Genomic DNA, 17,875 nt, shown 5'->3' on the forward strand with positions numbered 1-17,875 from the left:
AGTGTCTTCCTCTCAGGCTTGCTCCGCGGGGTCTGCGCCCCGCCCACGCAATAGTTGATTCGTCTCAGCAGGGGGTCGCCGCGCCTTTGCGGGCGTACCACCACCAGGTCACCAGGATGCAGCTCAGGTAAAAGCCGACGAACATGTAGAAGGCCATCTCCGGGCCGCCGGTCAGGGCCATCGAAGTGCCGAACGATTTGGGGATGAAGAACGCACCGAAGGCGCCCATGGCCGAGCTGAAACCCAGCACCGCCGCCGACTCCTTGCCGGCGTCCTTGAGCGCCTGCTCGCGCTGCTCGGGCTTTTTGCCCTGGGCGGCTTTCTCATGGAGGGTGCGGAAAATCACCGGGATCATGCGGAAGGTGGAGCCGTTGCCCACGCCGGTGGTGATGAACAGCAGCATAAACATGCCCAGGAAGCCGTAGAAGCTGCCGCCCTGCCCGCCTTGTGGCAGGAAGTGCATGACACCGAACACCATGACGATCATCAGCACGAAGTTCCACAGGGTGACCTTGGCGCCACCGAGCTTGTCCGCCAGCCAGCCACCCAACGGCCGGACCAGCGCGCCCACCAGCGGGCCGAGGAAGGCGAATTTCAGGGCGATGACTTCGGGAAACGAGGTTTTGATCAGCAGGGGAAACGCGGCGGAAAAGCCGATGAACGAGCCGAAGGTCGCCAGGTACAGCCAGCACATCAGCCAGTTGTGCTTGCGCTTGAAGATCACCGCCTGCTCGCTGAACGAGGCGCGGGCGCTGGACAGGTCGTTCATGCCGAACCAGGCAATCAGGGTGACGGCAAGGATGAACGGCACCCAGATGAAACCGGCGTTCTGCAGCCACAACGAACTGCCATCGGCCAGTACTTGCGGGTGGCCGCCCATAAAGCCGAACACGCCGAAAGAGATCACCAGCGGCACGCAGAACTGCATGACCGAGACGCCCAGGTTGCCCAGGCCGGCATTCAGGCCCAGGGCGGTGCCCTGTTGGGATTTAGGGTAAAAGAAGCTGATGTTGGACATGCTCGAGGCGAAGTTGCCGCCACCGAAACCGCACAGCAGCGCGATCAGCACGAACACGCTATAGGGCGTGGTCGGATCCTGTACCGCGAAGCCCATCCACAATGCTGGCACCAGCAGCGAGGCGGTACTCAGGGCCGTCCAGCGCCGACCGCCGAAGATCGGCACCATGAACGAGTAGAAGATTCGCAAGGTGGCCCCGGACAGCCCCGGCAGCGCCGCCAGCCAGAACAACTGGTCGGTACTGAAGCTGAAACCGATGGCGTTCAGGCGCACGATCACCGTGCTCCAGACCATCCACACGGCGAAGGCCAACAGCAGCGCCGGGATCGAGATCCACAGATTGCGCCGCGCGGTCTGTTTGCCACTGCGGCCCCAGAAGGCCGGGTCTTCCGGGCGCCAGTCATGAATGACCGGGCCTTTGTCAGGCGTTTGCAGAACGGACATGTTCTTCTCCTTGGGCAATGCTGGAAAACGGGGGTTGGCTGGCAGGCGGTTGCTTGCCCAGCAGCGGGCGCTTGCGCATTTCGCTGAAATACATCCAGGTCAGGGAGACCCAGACGACGCCGTACAACAACATGAAGCAGGACGAGCGCACGCCGGTGAGGTCCACCAGGGCGCCAAACATGATCGGCAGCACGAAACCGCCCAGGCCGCCGGCCAGGCCGACGATGCCGGACACCGCGCCCATGTTTTTCGGATAGTCGTTGGCGATGTACTTGAAGACCGAGGCCTTGCCGAACGCGAAGGCGATGCCCATTACGAACAGCAGCACGGTGAACAGCGTGGCGTTGAGGCCGATATGGAAATCGACGATGCCGTTGACGGTCTGCACTTGCAGTTGGGTCTGGGGATAGGACAGCAGGAACAGGCAGATCCAGCTCACCCACAGCACCCACCAGGTCACACTCTGGGCCCCCCAGCGATCCGACATCCAGCCACCGACCGCCCGCAGCACGCCGCCGGGCAGCGAGAAGCAGGCCGCCAGCAATGCCGCGCTTTGCAGGCTGAAGCCGTATTCCTGCACGTAGTACTTGGTCATCCACAGCGCCAGAGCCACGTAGCCGCCGAACACGATCGAGTAGTACTGGCAGTAGCGCCACACGGCGGGCTCTTTCAGGGCCCTGAGCTGTTCACGCAGACCGGCGCCACCGCTACTGCGGTGTTCTTTCTTCTCGGCGGTAAGGAACCAGAACAACAGCGCAGTGATGAACAGGATGGCGCTGAACACCTTCGGCACCAGGTGCCAGGAACCGAGGGCAATCAAGGCCGGGGCCAGGAACTTGGTCACCGCGGAACCGGCGTTGCCGGCACCGAACACGCCCATGGCGAAGCCCTGGTTCTGTTTGTCGAACCACTTGGCGACATAGGCGATGCCCACCGAGAAAGAGCCGCCGGCCAAGCCGACGAACAGGCCCAGCACCAGGAACTGCCAGAACGCGGTCGCCAACGTGATCAGGTACAGCGGCAGGACGCAGGAGAGCATCAGCAGGAAGAACACGATCCGCCCGCCGAAACGGTCGGTTAAAAGTCCCAGGGGCAAACGCACCAGCGAGCCGGTCAATACGGGCGTGGCGGCCAGCAGGCCGAATTGGGTTTCGTTGAGGGCGAGCATTTCCTTGATCGGAACGCCCAGCACGGCAAACATCATCCAGACCATGAAGCACACGGTGAAGGCCAGGGTACTCATCCCCAGTACCAGCCCTTGTTGCACTTGCGCTCGCATTACGCTGCACCCCAGTCAGTTCGATGAGCGCAGACTAGTGATGCCTACCCCGCAAAAACTTGACGTGGGTCAACGAGCCACCTGGGGGTACTGGCCTATGCTTGGCCCGTCTACCTCCAAGGTGGTAGATCGGGATTCAGATAAACCCCTTTGTTTATCAACGTCCTGAGCGATCTGGCCGAAGCTTTTACAGAAACGGAACGGCCGAGAACTCTTTAGAGGTAGTGCGCCAGGATCGGCTGCCACACCCCCAGTCCAGGCGTCCTACCATGTCCGGGTTGCATATTTTCCTGCCGGGTCAGCCACGATGATGAGCTGGCTGCGCAGCTCCCTGCCCGCGCGCGCGGGGGTGGCGGTGATCCTGATCGCCATTCTGGCCCTGGCCAGTTCCCTGAGCGCCGGGCTGATCGCCTGGTTCAGCCAGGGTGACGCGGCGGCGATCAACACGGCCGGCTCGGTACGCATGGAAACCTACCACCTGAGCTGGAAACTGGCGGCGGGCGATACCGCCGCCATCCCGGCCATCGTCGAAAGCCTGCAGCAACGCCTCAACAGCCCTTCCCTTCGCGCCGTGCTGGAAGACGGTCCGACTACCGCCCTGCATCAGAGCTATCGCGATCTCCTGCAACGCTGGAACGGAGCACTGCGGCCCGCCGTCGAGCGCGGCGATTCGGCTTTCTTCCAGGCCAGCGCGGACGCCTTCGTCGCACAACTGGACCAGTTCGTCACGTTGTTGCAACGCCAGAGCGAGCACAAACAGGGCTGGCAACAGACGATCCAGGGCATGGCGCTGTTCAGCACCATGATCATCCTGCTGATCGGCTTGTATGAGTTGCAGTACAGCGTGGTGACGCCGTTGCAGGAGCTGGTGGACGCGACTCAGCGTTTTCGTCGGGGCGAGTTCCAGGTGCGGGTCAATCATCAGTCCGAGGATGAACTGGGCCAGTTGGCGACCAGCTTCAACACCATGGCCGAAACCATCGAGCAATCCCACCGCACCCTGGAAGATCAGGTCCTGCAAAAAACCTTGAACCTGCAACAGGCCAATGCCGCCCTGGAACTGCTCTACCAAAGCAGCCGCAGCCTGGCGACACGCCAGGCCAATGCCGAGGGGTTGGATGAATTGATCCGGCGCTTCCAGCAACGGCTGCCCGGCCTGCGTCTGTCGCTGTGCCTGCAAGGGCAACTCCAGGCACCGGCACGACAACTGCTGGCCTTGCATGGCGCCAACAGCCGCCAAGTGTGCGCCAGCAGCGACTGCGCCACCTGCGAGAAACACCACTCTGCCCGGCCACAAACGTTCAGCATCAGCAACCAGGGCAACGAGCTTGGCGAGCTCAAGGCGCATTTCGTCGACGGGCATCTGGCGCAACCCTGGGAAACCCAATTGATCCAGGCCCTGGCCAACCTGATCGGCACATCGCTGTCGCTCAAACGCCAGCGTGAACAGGACCATCGCCTGTTGTTGCTCGACGAGCGCACGATCATTGCCCGGGAGCTGCACGACTCGCTGGCCCAGGCCCTGTCATACATGAAGCTGCAAGTCAGCCGCATGCAGACCCTGATGCGTCGTGGCGAACCGGTGCAAACCCTGGAGACAGTGACCGGCGAGTTGCGCGAAGGGCTCAACAACGCCTACCGGCAGTTGCGCGAATTGCTGACGACCTTCCGTTTGCAGATTCACGACGATGGTCTGGTCCAGGAGCTCAAGGACACCGCCGAAGAGTTCTCCAACCGTGGGGATTTCCAGGTGCATCTGTTCATCGACACGCTGGCGTTCGAGTTGTCGGCCAGCGAACAGATCCACATTCTGCAGATCACCCGCGAAGCGTTATCCAACTGCCTGCGCCATGCCCATGCCGAGAACGCCTGGCTGGAACTGCGCCAGGAAGGCGAGACGGTGCGGCTGTCGATCGAAGATGATGGCCGGGGCTTCAGCGGCGAGGTCGACCAGCGCGAGCATCACGGCCTGAACATCATGAACGAACGGGCCCGCAGCCTGCGCGGCCACCTGCAGATTCTCTCCCGAACACCCCAGGGCACCCGTATCCAGGTGCATTTCCAACCGGAATTCCTGGGCCAACACTCCGAAGGCATCGCAACATGAACGCCCCCCTGCGCCATACCCTGCTACTGGTCGACGATCACCCGATGATGCGTCGCGGGATCCGCCAGATGCTCGAACTTGAAGACGATCTGCAGATCGTCGGCGAAGCCAGCCACGGTGAAGAAGCGCTGACGCTGATCGAACCGCTCAAGCCCGACCTGGTACTGCTGGACAACAACATGCCGCAATTGAACGGCATCGAAACCCTGCGTCGGTTACGTGCGATGAACTACACCGGCAAGGTGTTGCTGTTCACGGTGTCCGATGCCGAGGATGACATCCGCGACGCCCTGCGCCTGGACGCCAACGGTTACCTGCTCAAGGACATGGAACCTGAATTGCTGATCCAGTACATCCGCGACGCCCTCCACGGCGCCCTCGTGATCAGCCCCGGCCTGACCCGCGTCATGGCCCAGGCCCTGCGCTCCCCGCCGCGCCAGGCGGACGTGGAACTGACCGAGCGCGAACGCCAGGTACTCAGGGCCATCGCCAGTGGCTTCAGCAACAAGGTGATCGGGCACAAGCTGGGCATCACCGAAGGCACGGTCAAGGTCCACGTCAAGAACCTGCTGCACAAGCTTGGCCTGCGCTCGCGGGTCGAGGCCGCCGTCTGGGCCATGGAGCACCTGCGCAGCGCCGGCTAGCCGCGACCGTTAATGTTGGACCTGGACCATCGAGTTCACCTGCACCCGCGCCTGCATCTGCTCCGCCCCACCACCCCGGCGCATGCCCCGCACCGGGCAGGCATCGAGATAGTCCAGGCCGACCGCCAGTTTCAAGTGCCGGTCGGGCCGGATCAGCCGGTTGGTCACGTCAAAGCTGTACCAGCCATCGTCCAGCCAGGCTTCGGCCCAGGCATGACTCGCCAAGTGGCTTTCATCCTCGGTACACAGGTAACCGGAGACATAGCGCGCCGCAATGCCCAGGCTGCGGGCGCAGGCGAGGAACGCATGGGTGTGGTCCTGACAAACGCCCGAACCACCGGCAAATGCCTCGGCGGCCGTGCTGTTGACCGCCGTCGTGCCCAGGCTGTAGGGCATGCGCGTCACCAGGCCGTCCATTAAATCGGCGAGGGCCGCACGATCACGTCGCCCTGCGCATTGCTCCTGGGCAAAGGCACTGAGAGCCTCGTCCGCCTGGGTGAGACGGCTGGTGCGCAGGAACGGCAGCGGCGACTGATGGTCGGGCTCCATCTCCACCGTTTGATTGATTTGTACCTCGCCGTATGCGGTGAGCACCAGCGCGCCGTGGGGCTCGTCCACGGTCATCACGTGCAGGATGTTGCCGTAGGGGTCGAGCTGGCTGCGCACCAGGCGCGGCAGTTCCAGATGCCATTGCAGCACACGCTGGCGCGGGCTGTCCTTGGGGGTCAGGCGCAGGAACTGGATGCTGGTGCACACGTCATCGGTGTAACGGTAAGTGGTGTCGTGACGTATGGACAGTTTCATACGACCTCCAGATAGGACTCGTGAACGGTCTGGCCCAGGTGACGGATCTGGCCAATGAGATCGGTCAGCCACTGATGCAGGCCCGAGGCGAGGATCTCGTCGATCCCGGAATAACGCAGGCGTGCGTGCAGCTCGGCGGCCAGGCGCTGGGCCGGGCGGCCGTTATGGCCGGGCAGGCTGGCGAGGATGTTATCGAGTTCCTCGATGCAGGCGTGCAACGAGCGCGGGACGTCGGCGCGCAGCAGCAACATCTCCGAGACCTGCTCGGCATTCGGGGCGTTGCGATAGATCTCGTTGAACGCCTCGAACGACGACAGCGCCCGCAACAATGCGCTCCACTGGTAATAACCGCGGGCCGATTTGTCGCTGACCTCCTCCGACTCTTCGCCGAACATTTCGTAGCGTGCATCCAACAGGCGCAGGGTGTTGTCCGCACGCTCGATAAAGGTGCCCAGGCGAATGAAACAGTAGGCATCGTTGCGCATGATGGTGCCCGATGTCGCGCCACGGAACAGGTGCGAGCGCTCCTTGACCCATTCGCAGAAATGGCTGATGCCATAGCGGCCCAGGCCATTGCTGGCGATATTGCGCATCTCCAGCCAGGTGGCGTTGATGTTCTCCCACATGTCGGCGGTGATGCGTCCGCGCACGGCGTGGGCATTGGTCCGTGCCGCTCGCAGGCAGCTGTAGATGCTGCCGGGGTTGGTGTCGTCCAGGGCGAAGAAATGCAGCATATGTTCGCTGTTGAGCGCGCCATAACGAGCGTTGTAGTCGTCCAGCGTGCCGGCCGCCAGCAGTGACATCGCCAGCTCGGCATGGCCGTCGCTGCGCCCGGCCTGGGGCATCAGCGACAACGAGTAGCTGACTTCGAGCATGCGCGCCAGGTTCTCGGCGCGCTCCAGGTAACGGGACATCCAGTAGAGGTCCGAAGCGGTTCTTGAAAGCATGTCTTAGTCCTCCACTACCCAGGTGTCCTTGGTGCCGCCGCCCTGGGACGAGTTCACCACCAGCGAGCCTTCACGCAGGGCCACGCGGGTCAGGCCGCCGGGCACCAGTCGGGTTTCCTTGCCGGACAGCACGAACGGACGCAGGTCGATGTGGCGCGGGGCGATGCCGTTCTCGACGAAGGTCGGGCACGTGGACAGGCTCAGGGTCGGTTGGGCGATGTAGTCCTGCGGGCGGGCCTTGAGGCGTGCGCGGAAGTCCTCGATCTGCGCGGCGGTAGCCGCCGGCCCGACCAGCATGCCGTAGCCGCCGGAGCCCTGGGTTTCCTTGACCACCAGGTCCGGCAGGTTGGCCAGCACATGGGACAGGTCCTGGGGCTTGCGACATTGCCAGGTCGGCACGTTCTTCAGGATGGGTTCTTCGCTGAGGTAGAAGCGGATCATCTCGTCGACATAAGGATAGATCGACTTGTCGTCGGCCACGCCGGTGCCAATCGCGTTTGCCAGCACCACGTTGCCGGCGCGATACACGGCAACCAGTCCAGGCACGCCCAACATGGAGTCGGGATTGAAGGACAGCGGATCGAGGAAGGCATCGTCGAGGCGACGATAGATCACGTCCACCTGCTGCGGACCGGCCGTGGTGCGCATGTAGACATGCTCGTCGCGCACGAACAGGTCGGCCCCCTCCACCAACTCCACGCCCATCTCGCGGGCCAGGAACGCATGTTCGAAATAGGCGCTGTTGAAACGGCCCGGGGTCAGGACCACCGCCGTGGGGTTTTCCAGCGGGCTTGAGCTTTTCAGGGTGTCGAGCAGCAGGTTCGGGTAATGATCGATGGGGGCCACACGCTGGGCCGCGAACAACTCGGGGAACAGGCGCATCATCATCTTGCGGTCTTCGAGCATGTAGCTCACGCCGCTGGGGGTGCGCAGGTTGTCTTCCAGCACGTAGTAGCTGCCGTCGCCATCGCGCACCAGGTCGACACCGGCGATATGGGCGTAGATGCCCCGGTGCAGGTTCAGGCCCTGCATCGCGATCTGGTAACCCTCGTTAGCCAGCACCTGCTCGGCGGGGATGATCCCTTCCTTGAGGATGTGCTGCCCGTGATAGAGATCATCGAGGAACATATTCAGGGCCTGGACCCGTTGGATGCAGCCTCGCTCGACTGATTGCCATTCACTGGCCTTGATGCTGCGCGGGATGATGTCGAACGGAATCAACCGCTCGGTGCCTTGTTCATCCCCATACAAGGTGAAGGTGATACCGGCCCGATGGAACAACAGGTCGGCTTCGCGACGGCGTTGGTCGAGCAACTCGACCGGTGTGTCCGCCAGCCAGCGTGCGAAGGCTTGGTAATGCGGGCGGCAGTCACCCTGGGCATCGTACATTTCATTGAAAAAAGCTCGGGGCATAGCCAACTCCCAGCCGCGTTCTACACGGCATTTCTTATCACTTCGTCATTCCAAATAGTCCGGCCTTGCCTTGTTCTTATGAGCCTTGTTCTTATGAGCCTTGTTCTGATGAGCCCTGTTTCGCTGAGCACCTCGATCGATGTCGGTCTCTGTTCTGGCATTGCGTCTGGATGACGTGCGCCCCCTGGTCAGATCTGCGTAATGAATGCCCCCCCTGAAAATGTCAGCGCTGCGCCGGTTGCGCTTATGGAGCGTAGCAAAGGCTGTGCCCAAGCCCGATTTCGTGGCAATTCGCTGGAAAAAACGTCGCAGAACGACGCGAGGACGAAATTTATTTTCGTTTTTGCGACAAAAGAGGGTCGGCAGGGCTGAAACGTTTTAAGGCAGCGTCAGGTGGGTGCTCCGAAACGGATCGAATCGGTGCAACGGAGCCGGACTGACGGGAGAGTTGCCCTGAAAAGGGGAAGTTTTTACCCAGAGGCTCAGTTGGGCTGTAAGAGCATGGCTGCCCAGACGAAAGTCGACCTCCTTCTGTCGTCTCCCAAAAACAAACTCAAAGCGGGTACTTGCGCTTACAGTATTATGGTATACCATCATACGAATAGACCCACTACATCGCCTACGGGAGCAGCACATGAGTTTCGAAATTCGCAAGATCGTCAGCTATGTCGAAGAGACCTTTATCGAAGGCGGCAAGGCCACCGACAAGCCGGTGACCATGGCCGGGCTCGCAGTGGTGATCAAGAATCCCTGGCTGGGCCGTGGCTTTGTCGAAGATCTGAAACCGGAAATCCGCGCAAATTGCTCCGACCTCGGTGCACTGATGGTCGAGCGCCTGGTGGGCATCATTGGCGGCGCGGAAAAAATCGAGGCCTATGGCAAGGCGGCGGTCGTCGGCGCCGATGGTGAAATCGAGCACGCCTCCGCTGTCATCCATACTCTGCGCTTCGGTAATCATTACCGCGAAGCGGTCAAGGCCAAAAGCTACTTGAGCTTCACCAACAAGCGTGGCGGCCCGGGGACCTCCATCCAGATCCCTATGATGCACAAAGACGACGAAGGCCTGCGCTCACACTACATCACCCTGGAAATGCAGATCGAAGACGCTCCTCGCGCCGACGAGATCGTCGTGGTGCTCGGCTGTGCCGATGGTGGCCGCCTGCATCCACGCATCGGTAACCGTTATATCGACCTTGAAGAGCTGGCCGCCGAGAAGGCCCAGTGATTCAACCCGGCCAACCACAATAAAAAAGGCATGCAGGAGCGTTCCATGATTCGGCTCACCGCTGAACTCACCCCGGCTGGCACCAGTTACCTGGCGACCGGCCAAGGCCAGCCCGTGGTATTGATCCACGGCGTGGGCCTGAACAAAGAAATGTGGGGCGGCCAAGTCGTTGGCCTGGCCACGAAATACCGTGTTATCGCCTATGACATGCTCGGCCACGGTGCCAGTCCGCTTCCTGCCAGCGGTACCACCCTGCTGAGCTACGCCGATCAGTTATTGGAACTGCTCGATCATCTTCAATTGCCCCAGGCAACGGTGATCGGCTTTTCCATGGGCGGTCTGGTGGCTCGGGCGTTTGCCTTGCATTACCCGCAACGCCTGCAAGCCCTGGTGGTACTTAACAGTGTGTTCAACCGCAGCGCCGAGCAACGTGCCGGCGTCATCGCCCGTACCGCCCAGGCCGCCGAACATGGACCGGATGCCAATGCCGAGGCTGCGCTGTCACGCTGGTTCAGCCGCGAATACCAGGCGGCCAACCCGGCGCAGATCGCCGCGCTGCGTCAGACCCTGGCAAAGAACGATCCCCAGGGTTACCTGACCACTTATGAACTGTTCGCCACCCAGGACATGTACCGCGCCGACGACCTGGGCAGCATCCACGCACCGACATTGATCGCCACCGGTGAACTGGATCCGGGTTCGACCCCGGAAATGGCCCGGCAACTGGCCGAGCGAATTCCCGGTGCCGCCGTTGCCGTGCTCGCCGAGCAGCGGCATATGATGCCGGTAGAATCGCCGCGCCTGGTCAACCAGTTGCTGCTGGATTTTCTCGACACGGCAAACAACCGACCCAATCCAATAAAGGGGATCGTTGCATGACACTCGCACGTTTCCAGATGTGCATCGGCGGTGAATGGCTCGATGCTCTGTCCGGCAAGACTTTCGAAAGTCTGAATCCAGCGTTGGCCCAGGCCTGGGCAGAGTTGCCCGACGCCGCGGAGGCGGATGTCGAACGCGCCGTCCAGGCCGCACAAACGGCTTTCGACAGCCCCGCCTGGCGTGGTCTCACCGCCACCGCCCGAGGCAAGTTACTGCGTCGTCTCGGCGATCTGATCGCCGAGAACAGGGAGCAGCTGGCCCAGTTGGAAAGCCGTGACAACGGCAAGTTGATCCGCGAGACCCGCGGTCAGGTTGGCTATCTGCCGGAATTTTTCCATTACACCGCAGGCCTGGCCGACAAGCTCGAAGGTGGAACCCTTCCCCTCGACAAGCCGGACATGTTTGCCTACACCGTGCATGAGGCCATGGGCGTGGTCGCCGCGATCATTCCCTGGAACAGCCCGCTCTACCTGACCGCGATCAAGCTGGCCCCGGCATTGGCGGCCGGCAACACCATCGTGATCAAACCTTCCGAACACGCCTCGGCCACCATCCTGGAGCTGGCTCGCCTGGCCCTGGAAGCAGGATTCCCGCCGGGCGTGGTCAACGTCGTGACCGGCTACGGCCCGAGCACCGGCGCCGCCCTCACCCGCCATCCACTGGTGCGCAAGATCGCTTTCACCGGTGGCGCCGCCACGGCTCGTCACGTGGTTCGCAGCAGTGCGGAGAACTTCGCCAAGCTGTCCCTGGAACTGGGAGGCAAGTCGCCCAACATCATCTTTGCCGATGCCGACCTCGACAGCGCCATCAATGGCGCCATTGCCGGCATCTATGCCGCGTCGGGGCAGAGCTGCGTGTCCGGTTCGCGGTTGCTGGTGCAGGACGAAATCTACGATGAGTTCGTCTCGCGCCTGGTGGAACGCGCCCAACGCATCCGCATCGGTAACCCGCAGGACGACACCAGCGAAATGGGCCCCATGGCCACCGCCCAGCAACTGGCCGTGGTCGAAGGCCTGGTAGCCGACGCCATTGCCGAAGGCGCACGCCTGCGCCTGGGCGGCAAGCGCCCCCGGCACCTGGGTGAAGGCTGGTTCTACGAGCCGACCCTGTTCGAATGCGACCGCAATTCCATGAGGATCATGCAGGAAGAAGTCTTCGGCCCGGTGGCTTCGGTCATTCGTTTCAAGGATGAAGCCGAAGCCCTGGCGATCGCCAACGACTCCCAGTTCGGCCTCGCCGCCGGTATCTGGACCCGTGACCTGGGACGTGCCCATCGCCTGGCCCGGGATGTGCGCTCGGGGATCATCTGGGTCAACACCTACCGCGCAGTGTCGGCCATGGCGCCTATCGGCGGTTTCAAGAACAGCGGTTACGGACGCGAAAGCGGCATCGATTCGGTGCTGGCCTACACCGAGCTGAAAACGGTGTGGATCAACCTCTCCCAGGCGCCGATGCCTGATCCGTTTGTGATGCGTTAGGAGTCTTGCGAAATGATCGAACCCGGCATTTACAAAGAAGTCATGGGCTCCTTCCCCTCCGGCGTCACGGTGGTCACCACCCTGGACCCGGACGGCAACATCGTCGGCATCACCGCCAGCGCCTTCAGTGCCCTGTCAATCGACCCGGCACTGGTGCTGTTCTGTCCCAATTACGCCTCCGACACCTATCCGGTGCTACGCGACAGCAAGCAGTTCGCGATCCACCTGCTGTCCGCCGACCAGACAGCCGAAGCCTATGCCTTCGCCGGTAAAGGCAAGGACAAGGCCAAGGGCATCGACTGGCACCTCAGCGAACTCGGCAACCCGATCCTGAACAAGGCCACGGCCATTATCGAATGCGAACTGTGGCGTGAATACGATGGCGGCGACCACGCGATCATCGTCGGCGCGGTCAAGAACCTGATACTGCCCGAGCAACCGGTCACGCCGATGATCTACCACAAAGGCAAGTTGGGCGCCCTGCCCGCGCTGATATGAACGGGATCCTGGGCCGAACACTGTTGTGGCGAGGGGATTTATCCCCGCTGGGCTGCGAAGCGGCCCCTGAAACCTGCCGACCCGGTGTGTCAGGCTGATTGAGTTAACAGCTTTTGGGGCCGCTTCGCGCCCCAGCGGGGATAAATCCCCTCGCCACAGAGTGACTTTTCTACATTTATCCCAGGAGCCAGCATGAACTCAGCAGCCTTGCAACTGTTCCGCCAACAGGCCTATATCGACGGCCAATGGGTGGAGGCATTCGATGGCGCCTGCCAGGACATTTTCAATCCGGCCAGCGGCGAGCTGATCGGCCGCGTGCCGAATCTCGGCGCCGAGCATGCCCGTCAGGCCATCGTCGCCGCCAACAAGGCTTGGCCGGCCTGGCGCGGGCTGATCGCCAAGGAGCGTAGCCAGATCCTCAAGCGCTGGCACGGACTGATGCTTGAGAACGCCGATGCACTGGCAGAAATCCTCACCCTCGAACAAGGCAAACCACTGACCGAAGCCAAGGGCGAAATCCTCTATGCCGCCAGCTTCATCGAATGGTTCGCCGAAGAAGCCAAACGTATCTACGGCGACACCATTCCCAGCCACAAAGGCGATGCGCGCATTGTCGTCAGCAAAGAGCCGATCGGCGTGGTGGCGGCCATCACCCCGTGGAACTTCCCGGCGGCGATGATCACCCGCAAGGCCGGACCGGCGCTGGCGGCGGGCTGCCCGTGCATTGTCAAACCGGCGCCGGAGACGCCGTTCTCGGCGCTGGCGATGGCCGCGCTGGCGGAACAGGCCGGAATTCCACCAGGCATTTTCAACGTCATTACCGGTGATGCCGTCGCCATTGGTGGTGAACTGACTGCCAGCCCACAGGTACGCAAACTGTCGTTCACCGGCTCCACGGCCATCGGCAAGCACTTGATGGCCCAGTGCGCGGCGACCTTGAAGAAGGTGTCGCTGGAGCTGGGTGGCAACGCGCCGTTCATCGTTTTTGACGACGCCGACCTGGAACGAGCGGTGGAAGGAGCCTTGATCGCCAAGTTCCGCAATGCCGGGCAGACCTGCGTCTGCGTCAATCGCTTCCTTGTCCAGAGCGGTATTCATGATGCCTTTGTCGCCCGGCTATCCGAGCGTGTGGCGCAACTGAAGGTCGGCGGCGGCTTCGAAAGCGGCGTCAACCAAGGGCCGCTGATCAACGAACGGGCCGTAGCCAAGGTCGAGGACCACGTCCGGGATGCCCTCGCCCACGGCGCCCGACTGCTCTGTGGCGGTGAGCGCCATGCCCTCGGTCACGGCTTCTTCCAGCCAACGGTGCTGGTGGACGTCACGGCGCAGATGAAAGTCGCGAGGGAAGAAACCTTCGGGCCGCTGGCCGCCATCTTCCGCTTCGACAGCGAGGCCCAAGCCGTGCAGATGGCCAACGATACCGACTCCGGGCTGGCCGCCTATTGCTACACCCGCGACCTGGGTCGGGCCTGGCGCATGAGCGAAGCCCTGGAATACGGCATGGTCGGCATCAACGAAGGACTGATCTCCACCGAGGTCGCCCCGTTCGGCGGCATCAAGACGTCGGGGCTGGGCCGCGAAGGTTCGCGGTATGGCATCGACGATTATCTGGAACTCAAGTACACCCTGATGGGTGGACTCGAAGACGTTGGGAGCGCACAGCGATGAGTCATGATAAATACCAACAGGGTTTGAAGATCCGTACCCAGGTGCTGGGCGAGGCTTATGTCAGCCGCTCCATCGAAAACGCCGACGATTTCACTCGTCCGTTACAGGAAATGGTCACCGAATATTGCTGGGGCCACGTCTGGGGGCGCGAGGGTTTGTCGCTGAAGGAGCGCAGCATGATCAACCTGGCCATGATCTCGGCCCTCAATCGCCCCCATGAACTCAAGCTGCATGTGCGGGGCGCCTTGCGTAACGGCCTGAGTCGTGAGCAAATACGCGAAATTCTGCTTCAGGTCGGTATCTATTGCGGCGTCCCCGCTGCCGTGGACAGTTTCCGGCTTGCCCGCGAAGCCTTCGCCGAAGCCGACGCCGAGGCCTCCAGTCAACCTTCGGCTGTCTGATCCGAACGCGCACGGATGTTGCCCGTTTTGCATGGACAGCCACATTACAGAGCGGACCCCATGAAACGCCTGCCACTCGACGACAGCTTCAAGGTCAATCGCAACCCCGTCACCCTGCGCGAAATCGTGCTGGATAAGTTGCGAAGCGCCATCATGAACTTCCAGCTCCTGCCGGGCGATCGTCTGGTCGAGCGCGACCTGTGCGATCGCCTGGGCGTGAGCCGCACTTCGGTACGCGAAGCCTTGCGTCACCTCGAATCCGAAGGGCTGGTTGAGTTCGCCGACGCCAAGGGGCCGCGGGTGGCGATCATCACCCTGGCCGATGCCGTCGATATTTACGAGCTGCGCTGCGTGTTGGAAGGCCTGATCGTCCAGCTGTTCACGCTACGGGCCAAACCCAAGGACATCAAGGCCCTGGAAAAAGCCCTGGAGGAAAACCGCAAGGCCCTCAAGGATGGTGAACTGCAACAGGTACTGGATTCGGTCCAGGGCTTCTACGATGTGCTGCTCGAAGGCTCCGGCAACCATGTCGCCGCCACCCAATTGCGCCAGTTGCAGGCGCGCATCAGCTACTTGCGGGCCACCTCCGTCTCCCAGGAAAACCGTCGTGGCTCCAGCAATCAGGAAATGGAGCGCATTGTCGAAGCCATCAAGAGCGGCGACCCCCTGGCCGCTCACCAGGCCTCGGTGGATCACGTGCGCGCTGCGGCCAAGGTGGCACTGGAGTACCTCAAGCGCAAGCAGGAAGAAACCGGCGACGTGCCTGAAATCACCGCGCCCATCGCACTGAAAGAACCCCGTATAGGCCACTGACATGTTCAGCCCGAACTTTTGTCCAAAGTGTGGTGGCAGTGACTTGAGTCGCCGCCTGCCAGCGGGCGATACCCATGAGCGGTTGATATGCGGCGGCTGCGGCTACATTCATTACGTCAATCCGAAGATCATTGCCGGCTGCATCATCGAACAGGATGGCAAATACCTGTTGTGCCAGCGCGCCATCCCGCCGCGTCCTGGCACCTGGACCCTGCCGGCCGGTTTCATGGAGGGCAACGAAACCACTGAACAAGCGGCGCTGCGGGAAGTCTGGGAGGAGACCGGTGTACGCGCCGACATCGTTTCCCCCTATTCGATCTTCAGCGTGCCCAAGATCAGCGAGGTGTACATCATCTTCCGCGCCGTCGCGCTGGAAATCACCGGCCAGTTCGGCCCGGAAACCCTTGCCTGTCAGTTCTTCGCTCCCGAGGACATCCCCTGGGACAGCATCTACTACCCGGCCATCCGTCAGATCCTCGAGCGTTATATCGAAGAACGCCAGGCCGGGGTCTACGGCATCTACATGGGCAACGACGACAGCGGCAAGATCCACTTCATCCGCTGATGCAACCTTCTGTGGGAGCGAGCCTGCTCGCGATGCGGTGTATCAGTCGGCGCAGGTGTTGGCTGACCGTCCGCTATCGCGAGCAGGCTCGCTCCCACAGGGTGTGAGCCGTGCCAATCGCTATGGAATCGGCACGCCCTCGACGATGATGACTTCGGCCTGTGCCACATCCTTGCGATGGCGCTTCGCCTCTTGGTACTGCTCTGAGCGGTAGCAGGCTAGCGCCTGTTCGTAAGAGTCAAATTCGATCACCACGCTGCGCTGCGGCGTGGCCCGGCCTTCCATCGCTTCGCTGCGCCCACCCCGGGCCAGCATCCGACCGCCGTACAAGGCAAACGCCGCGGGTGCCCGCTGGGTGTATCGGGTGTATTGATCGGGATCGGTGACATCTACATGAGCAATCCAGTACGCCTTCATAGTGACCTCTCGGGTTGTTTGTATTATGGTATACCACAAACTGTTTCCATCCTGCACCCACCCAAAAAACAAAGAGAGCCCGCCATGGCCTTTAACAGCATTCAGGAAATCATTGAAGACTACCGCCAGGGCAAGATGGTGTTGCTGGTGGACGACGAAGACCGGGAAAACGAGGGCGACTTGCTGCTGGCCGCCGACTGTTGCAGCGCCCAGGCCATCAGCTTCATGGCTCGGGAAGCTCGCGGACTGATCTGCCTGACCTTGACCGACGAACATTGCCAGCGCCTGGGCCTGGAACAAATGGTGCCGAGTAACGGCAGTGCCTTCAGCACCGCGTTCACCGTGTCCATCGAGGCCGCAACGGGTGTGACGACAGGCATTTCTGCAGCCGACCGGGCCCGCACCGTAGCCGCTGCCGTCGCGACCGACGCAGGCCCCGCCGATATCGTGCAGCCGGGCCATATCTTTCCGCTACGCGCCCGGGAAGGCGGCGTGCTGACCCGCGCCGGGCATACCGAAGCCGGCTGTGACCTGGCGCGCCTGGCTGGCTTCACGCCCGCCTCGGTGATCGTCGAAGTGATGAACGACGACGGCACCATGGCCCGCCGCCCGGACCTGGAAGTGTTTGCCCGCAAACACGGGATCAAGATCGGCACCATCGCCGACCTGATTCACTACCGCCTGAGCACCGAGCACACCGTGGTACGCATTGGTGAACGGGAACTGCCCACTGTGCATGGCACCTTCCGGCTGTTCACCTTTGAAGATCGCATCGAGGGTGGTGTGCACATGGCGATGGTCATGGGCACCCTTCACCGGGAAGAACCGACGCTGGTCCGGGTTCACGTGATCGACCCGCTGCGAGACCTGGTGGGCGCCGAATACAACGGTCCATCCAACTGGACGCTGTGGGCAGCGCTGCAGCGCGTCGCCGAAGAAGGTTGCGGCGTGGTGGTGGTGCTCGCCAACCACGAATCGTCCCAGGCGCTGCTCGAACGGGTGCCACAACTCACCCAGCCGCCGCGACAGTTCAGCCGCTCCCAATCGCGCATCTATTCTGAAGTAGGCACCGGGGCGCAGATTCTCCAGGATCTGGGCGTCGGCAAGTTGCGTCATCTGGGGCCACCGCTCAAATACGCCGGGCTGACCGGATATGACCTGGAGGTGGTGGAGAGTATTCCGTTTACCGAATAACAGAAACCCCCTGTGGGAGCGAGCTTGCTCGCGATAGCAATGGGACCTGCCAACCTGGATGCTGACTGGTACACCGCTATC

The 17,875-nt window shown here is 62.0% G+C and carries 17 protein-coding genes; 11 read left to right on the forward strand and 6 right to left on the reverse strand.

Features of this window, described 5'->3' with window-relative positions; all coding sequences use genetic code 11:
* Positions 1 to 64: 64 nt before the first annotated feature.
* Together EGM97_RS09410 and EGM97_RS09415 are read right to left on the reverse strand one after the other, a co-directional pair.
* Positions 65 to 1,462, reverse strand: a complete 1,398-nt coding sequence (locus tag EGM97_RS09410; protein WP_238963474.1) for a NarK family nitrate/nitrite MFS transporter — start codon at positions 1,460 to 1,462, stop codon at positions 65 to 67.
* Positions 1,440 to 2,741 carry an MFS transporter gene (locus EGM97_RS09415; RefSeq protein ID WP_238963476.1) on the reverse strand — a complete coding sequence of 434 codons (1,302 nt, stop codon included), beginning with the start codon at positions 2,739 to 2,741 and terminating at the stop codon, positions 1,440 to 1,442. Before EGM97_RS09415 ends, EGM97_RS09410 begins: the two co-directional genes overlap by 23 nt.
* Positions 2,742 to 3,048: 307 nt before the next feature.
* Here EGM97_RS09415 and EGM97_RS09420 point away from each other — a divergent pair, with 307 nt between their 5' ends.
* Positions 3,049 to 4,848, forward strand: coding sequence for a HAMP domain-containing protein (locus EGM97_RS09420; protein ID WP_238963477.1), 1,800 nt, complete (start codon positions 3,049 to 3,051; stop codon positions 4,846 to 4,848).
* Positions 4,845 to 5,492 (forward strand): two-component system response regulator NarL, encoded by a 648-nt coding sequence (gene narL, locus EGM97_RS09425; RefSeq protein ID WP_238963479.1) that lies wholly within the window; start codon positions 4,845 to 4,847, stop codon positions 5,490 to 5,492. The genes EGM97_RS09420 and narL overlap by 4 nt, the downstream gene beginning before the upstream one ends.
* 9 nt (positions 5,493 to 5,501) lie before the next feature.
* Here narL and EGM97_RS09430 read toward each other — a convergent pair whose 3' ends face one another.
* Genes EGM97_RS09430 through EGM97_RS09440 form a run of 3 tightly spaced genes read right to left on the reverse strand, consistent with a single transcriptional unit; the run spans position 5,502 to position 8,656 of the window.
* Positions 5,502 to 6,296: a transglutaminase family protein gene (locus tag EGM97_RS09430; RefSeq protein WP_238963481.1), complete on the reverse strand. Its 795-nt coding sequence runs from the start codon at positions 6,294 to 6,296 to the stop codon at positions 5,502 to 5,504.
* Complete coding sequence (locus EGM97_RS09435) at positions 6,293 to 7,243, reverse strand: alpha-E domain-containing protein (protein WP_238963483.1); 951 nt, start codon at positions 7,241 to 7,243, stop codon at positions 6,293 to 6,295. The genes EGM97_RS09430 and EGM97_RS09435 overlap by 4 nt, the downstream gene beginning before the upstream one ends.
* A gap of 3 nt (positions 7,244 to 7,246) precedes the next feature.
* A complete protein-coding gene (locus tag EGM97_RS09440) occupies positions 7,247 to 8,656 on the reverse strand; it encodes a circularly permuted type 2 ATP-grasp protein (protein ID WP_238963486.1) in 1,410 nt (469 codons plus the stop codon).
* Between the two features lie 634 nt (positions 8,657 to 9,290).
* On the opposite strand from EGM97_RS09440, the gene EGM97_RS09445 reads away from it, so the two are divergent.
* The 8 genes from EGM97_RS09445 to EGM97_RS09480 all read left to right on the forward strand — a co-directional run bounded on the left by EGM97_RS09445 (position 9,291) and on the right by EGM97_RS09480 (position 16,183).
* A complete protein-coding gene (locus tag EGM97_RS09445) occupies positions 9,291 to 9,881 on the forward strand; it encodes an amino acid synthesis family protein (RefSeq protein ID WP_238963488.1) in 591 nt (196 codons plus the stop codon).
* Between the two features lie 45 nt (positions 9,882 to 9,926).
* On the forward strand, positions 9,927 to 10,760 hold the full coding sequence (locus EGM97_RS09450; protein WP_238963489.1) for an alpha/beta fold hydrolase: 834 nt from the start codon (positions 9,927 to 9,929) through the stop codon (positions 10,758 to 10,760).
* Entirely contained in the window at positions 10,757 to 12,238 is a 1,482-nt protein-coding gene (locus tag EGM97_RS09455) for an aldehyde dehydrogenase (protein WP_238963491.1), read from the forward strand. The genes EGM97_RS09450 and EGM97_RS09455 overlap by 4 nt, the downstream gene beginning before the upstream one ends.
* Before the next feature lie 12 nt (positions 12,239 to 12,250).
* Positions 12,251 to 12,736: a flavin reductase family protein gene (locus EGM97_RS09460; RefSeq protein ID WP_238963492.1), complete on the forward strand. Its 486-nt coding sequence runs from the start codon at positions 12,251 to 12,253 to the stop codon at positions 12,734 to 12,736.
* 192 nt (positions 12,737 to 12,928) lie between these two features.
* Positions 12,929 to 14,404 carry an NAD-dependent succinate-semialdehyde dehydrogenase gene (locus EGM97_RS09465; protein WP_238963494.1) on the forward strand — a complete coding sequence of 492 codons (1,476 nt, stop codon included), beginning with the start codon at positions 12,929 to 12,931 and terminating at the stop codon, positions 14,402 to 14,404.
* Positions 14,401 to 14,805: a carboxymuconolactone decarboxylase family protein gene (locus EGM97_RS09470; RefSeq protein ID WP_238963495.1), complete on the forward strand. Its 405-nt coding sequence runs from the start codon at positions 14,401 to 14,403 to the stop codon at positions 14,803 to 14,805. The genes EGM97_RS09465 and EGM97_RS09470 overlap by 4 nt, the downstream gene beginning before the upstream one ends.
* Positions 14,806 to 14,865: 60 nt before the next feature.
* Positions 14,866 to 15,618 (forward strand): GntR family transcriptional regulator, encoded by a 753-nt coding sequence (locus tag EGM97_RS09475; protein ID WP_238963505.1) that lies wholly within the window; start codon positions 14,866 to 14,868, stop codon positions 15,616 to 15,618.
* 1 nt (position 15,619) lies between these two features.
* Positions 15,620 to 16,183, forward strand: a complete 564-nt coding sequence (locus EGM97_RS09480; protein WP_238963514.1) for an NUDIX hydrolase — start codon at positions 15,620 to 15,622, stop codon at positions 16,181 to 16,183.
* A 120-nt stretch (positions 16,184 to 16,303) separates the two neighbouring features.
* Here EGM97_RS09480 and EGM97_RS09485 read toward each other — a convergent pair whose 3' ends face one another.
* Complete coding sequence (locus EGM97_RS09485; RefSeq protein ID WP_238963520.1) at positions 16,304 to 16,600, reverse strand: DUF1330 domain-containing protein; 297 nt, start codon at positions 16,598 to 16,600, stop codon at positions 16,304 to 16,306.
* Between the two features lie 84 nt (positions 16,601 to 16,684).
* On the opposite strand from EGM97_RS09485, the gene ribBA reads away from it, so the two are divergent.
* Positions 16,685 to 17,794, forward strand: a complete 1,110-nt coding sequence (gene ribBA, locus EGM97_RS09490; RefSeq protein ID WP_238963527.1) for a bifunctional 3,4-dihydroxy-2-butanone-4-phosphate synthase/GTP cyclohydrolase II — start codon at positions 16,685 to 16,687, stop codon at positions 17,792 to 17,794.
* The last annotated feature ends 81 nt before the right edge of the window (positions 17,795 to 17,875 follow it).

Origin of the sequence: Pseudomonas sp. AF32 (genome assembly GCF_022342325.2) — a bacterium.
GTDB lineage: Bacteria > Pseudomonadota > Gammaproteobacteria > Pseudomonadales > Pseudomonadaceae > Aquipseudomonas > Aquipseudomonas uvaldensis.

Excerpts from the sequence above, each read along its gene's own strand:
- EGM97_RS09410 (WP_238963474.1), bottom strand. The coding sequence starts at position 1,462 with ATGTCCGTTCTGCAAACGCCTGACAAAGGCCCGGTCATTCATGACTGG.
- EGM97_RS09415 (WP_238963476.1), bottom strand. The coding sequence starts at position 2,741 with ATGCGAGCGCAAGTGCAACAAGGGCTGGTACTGGGGATGAGTACCCTG.
- EGM97_RS09420 (WP_238963477.1), top strand. The coding sequence starts at position 3,049 with ATGATGAGCTGGCTGCGCAGCTCCCTGCCCGCGCGCGCGGGGGTGGCG.
- narL (WP_238963479.1), top strand. The coding sequence starts at position 4,845 with ATGAACGCCCCCCTGCGCCATACCCTGCTACTGGTCGACGATCACCCG.
- EGM97_RS09430 (WP_238963481.1), bottom strand. The coding sequence starts at position 6,296 with ATGAAACTGTCCATACGTCACGACACCACTTACCGTTACACCGATGAC.
- EGM97_RS09435 (WP_238963483.1), bottom strand. The coding sequence starts at position 7,243 with ATGCTTTCAAGAACCGCTTCGGACCTCTACTGGATGTCCCGTTACCTG.
- EGM97_RS09440 (WP_238963486.1), bottom strand. The coding sequence starts at position 8,656 with ATGCCCCGAGCTTTTTTCAATGAAATGTACGATGCCCAGGGTGACTGC.
- EGM97_RS09445 (WP_238963488.1), top strand. The coding sequence starts at position 9,291 with ATGAGTTTCGAAATTCGCAAGATCGTCAGCTATGTCGAAGAGACCTTT.
- EGM97_RS09450 (WP_238963489.1), top strand. The coding sequence starts at position 9,927 with ATGATTCGGCTCACCGCTGAACTCACCCCGGCTGGCACCAGTTACCTG.
- EGM97_RS09455 (WP_238963491.1), top strand. The coding sequence starts at position 10,757 with ATGACACTCGCACGTTTCCAGATGTGCATCGGCGGTGAATGGCTCGAT.
- EGM97_RS09460 (WP_238963492.1), top strand. The coding sequence starts at position 12,251 with ATGATCGAACCCGGCATTTACAAAGAAGTCATGGGCTCCTTCCCCTCC.
- EGM97_RS09465 (WP_238963494.1), top strand. The coding sequence starts at position 12,929 with ATGAACTCAGCAGCCTTGCAACTGTTCCGCCAACAGGCCTATATCGAC.
- EGM97_RS09470 (WP_238963495.1), top strand. The coding sequence starts at position 14,401 with ATGAGTCATGATAAATACCAACAGGGTTTGAAGATCCGTACCCAGGTG.
- EGM97_RS09475 (WP_238963505.1), top strand. The coding sequence starts at position 14,866 with ATGAAACGCCTGCCACTCGACGACAGCTTCAAGGTCAATCGCAACCCC.
- EGM97_RS09480 (WP_238963514.1), top strand. The coding sequence starts at position 15,620 with ATGTTCAGCCCGAACTTTTGTCCAAAGTGTGGTGGCAGTGACTTGAGT.
- EGM97_RS09485 (WP_238963520.1), bottom strand. The coding sequence starts at position 16,600 with ATGAAGGCGTACTGGATTGCTCATGTAGATGTCACCGATCCCGATCAA.
- ribBA (WP_238963527.1), top strand. The coding sequence starts at position 16,685 with ATGGCCTTTAACAGCATTCAGGAAATCATTGAAGACTACCGCCAGGGC.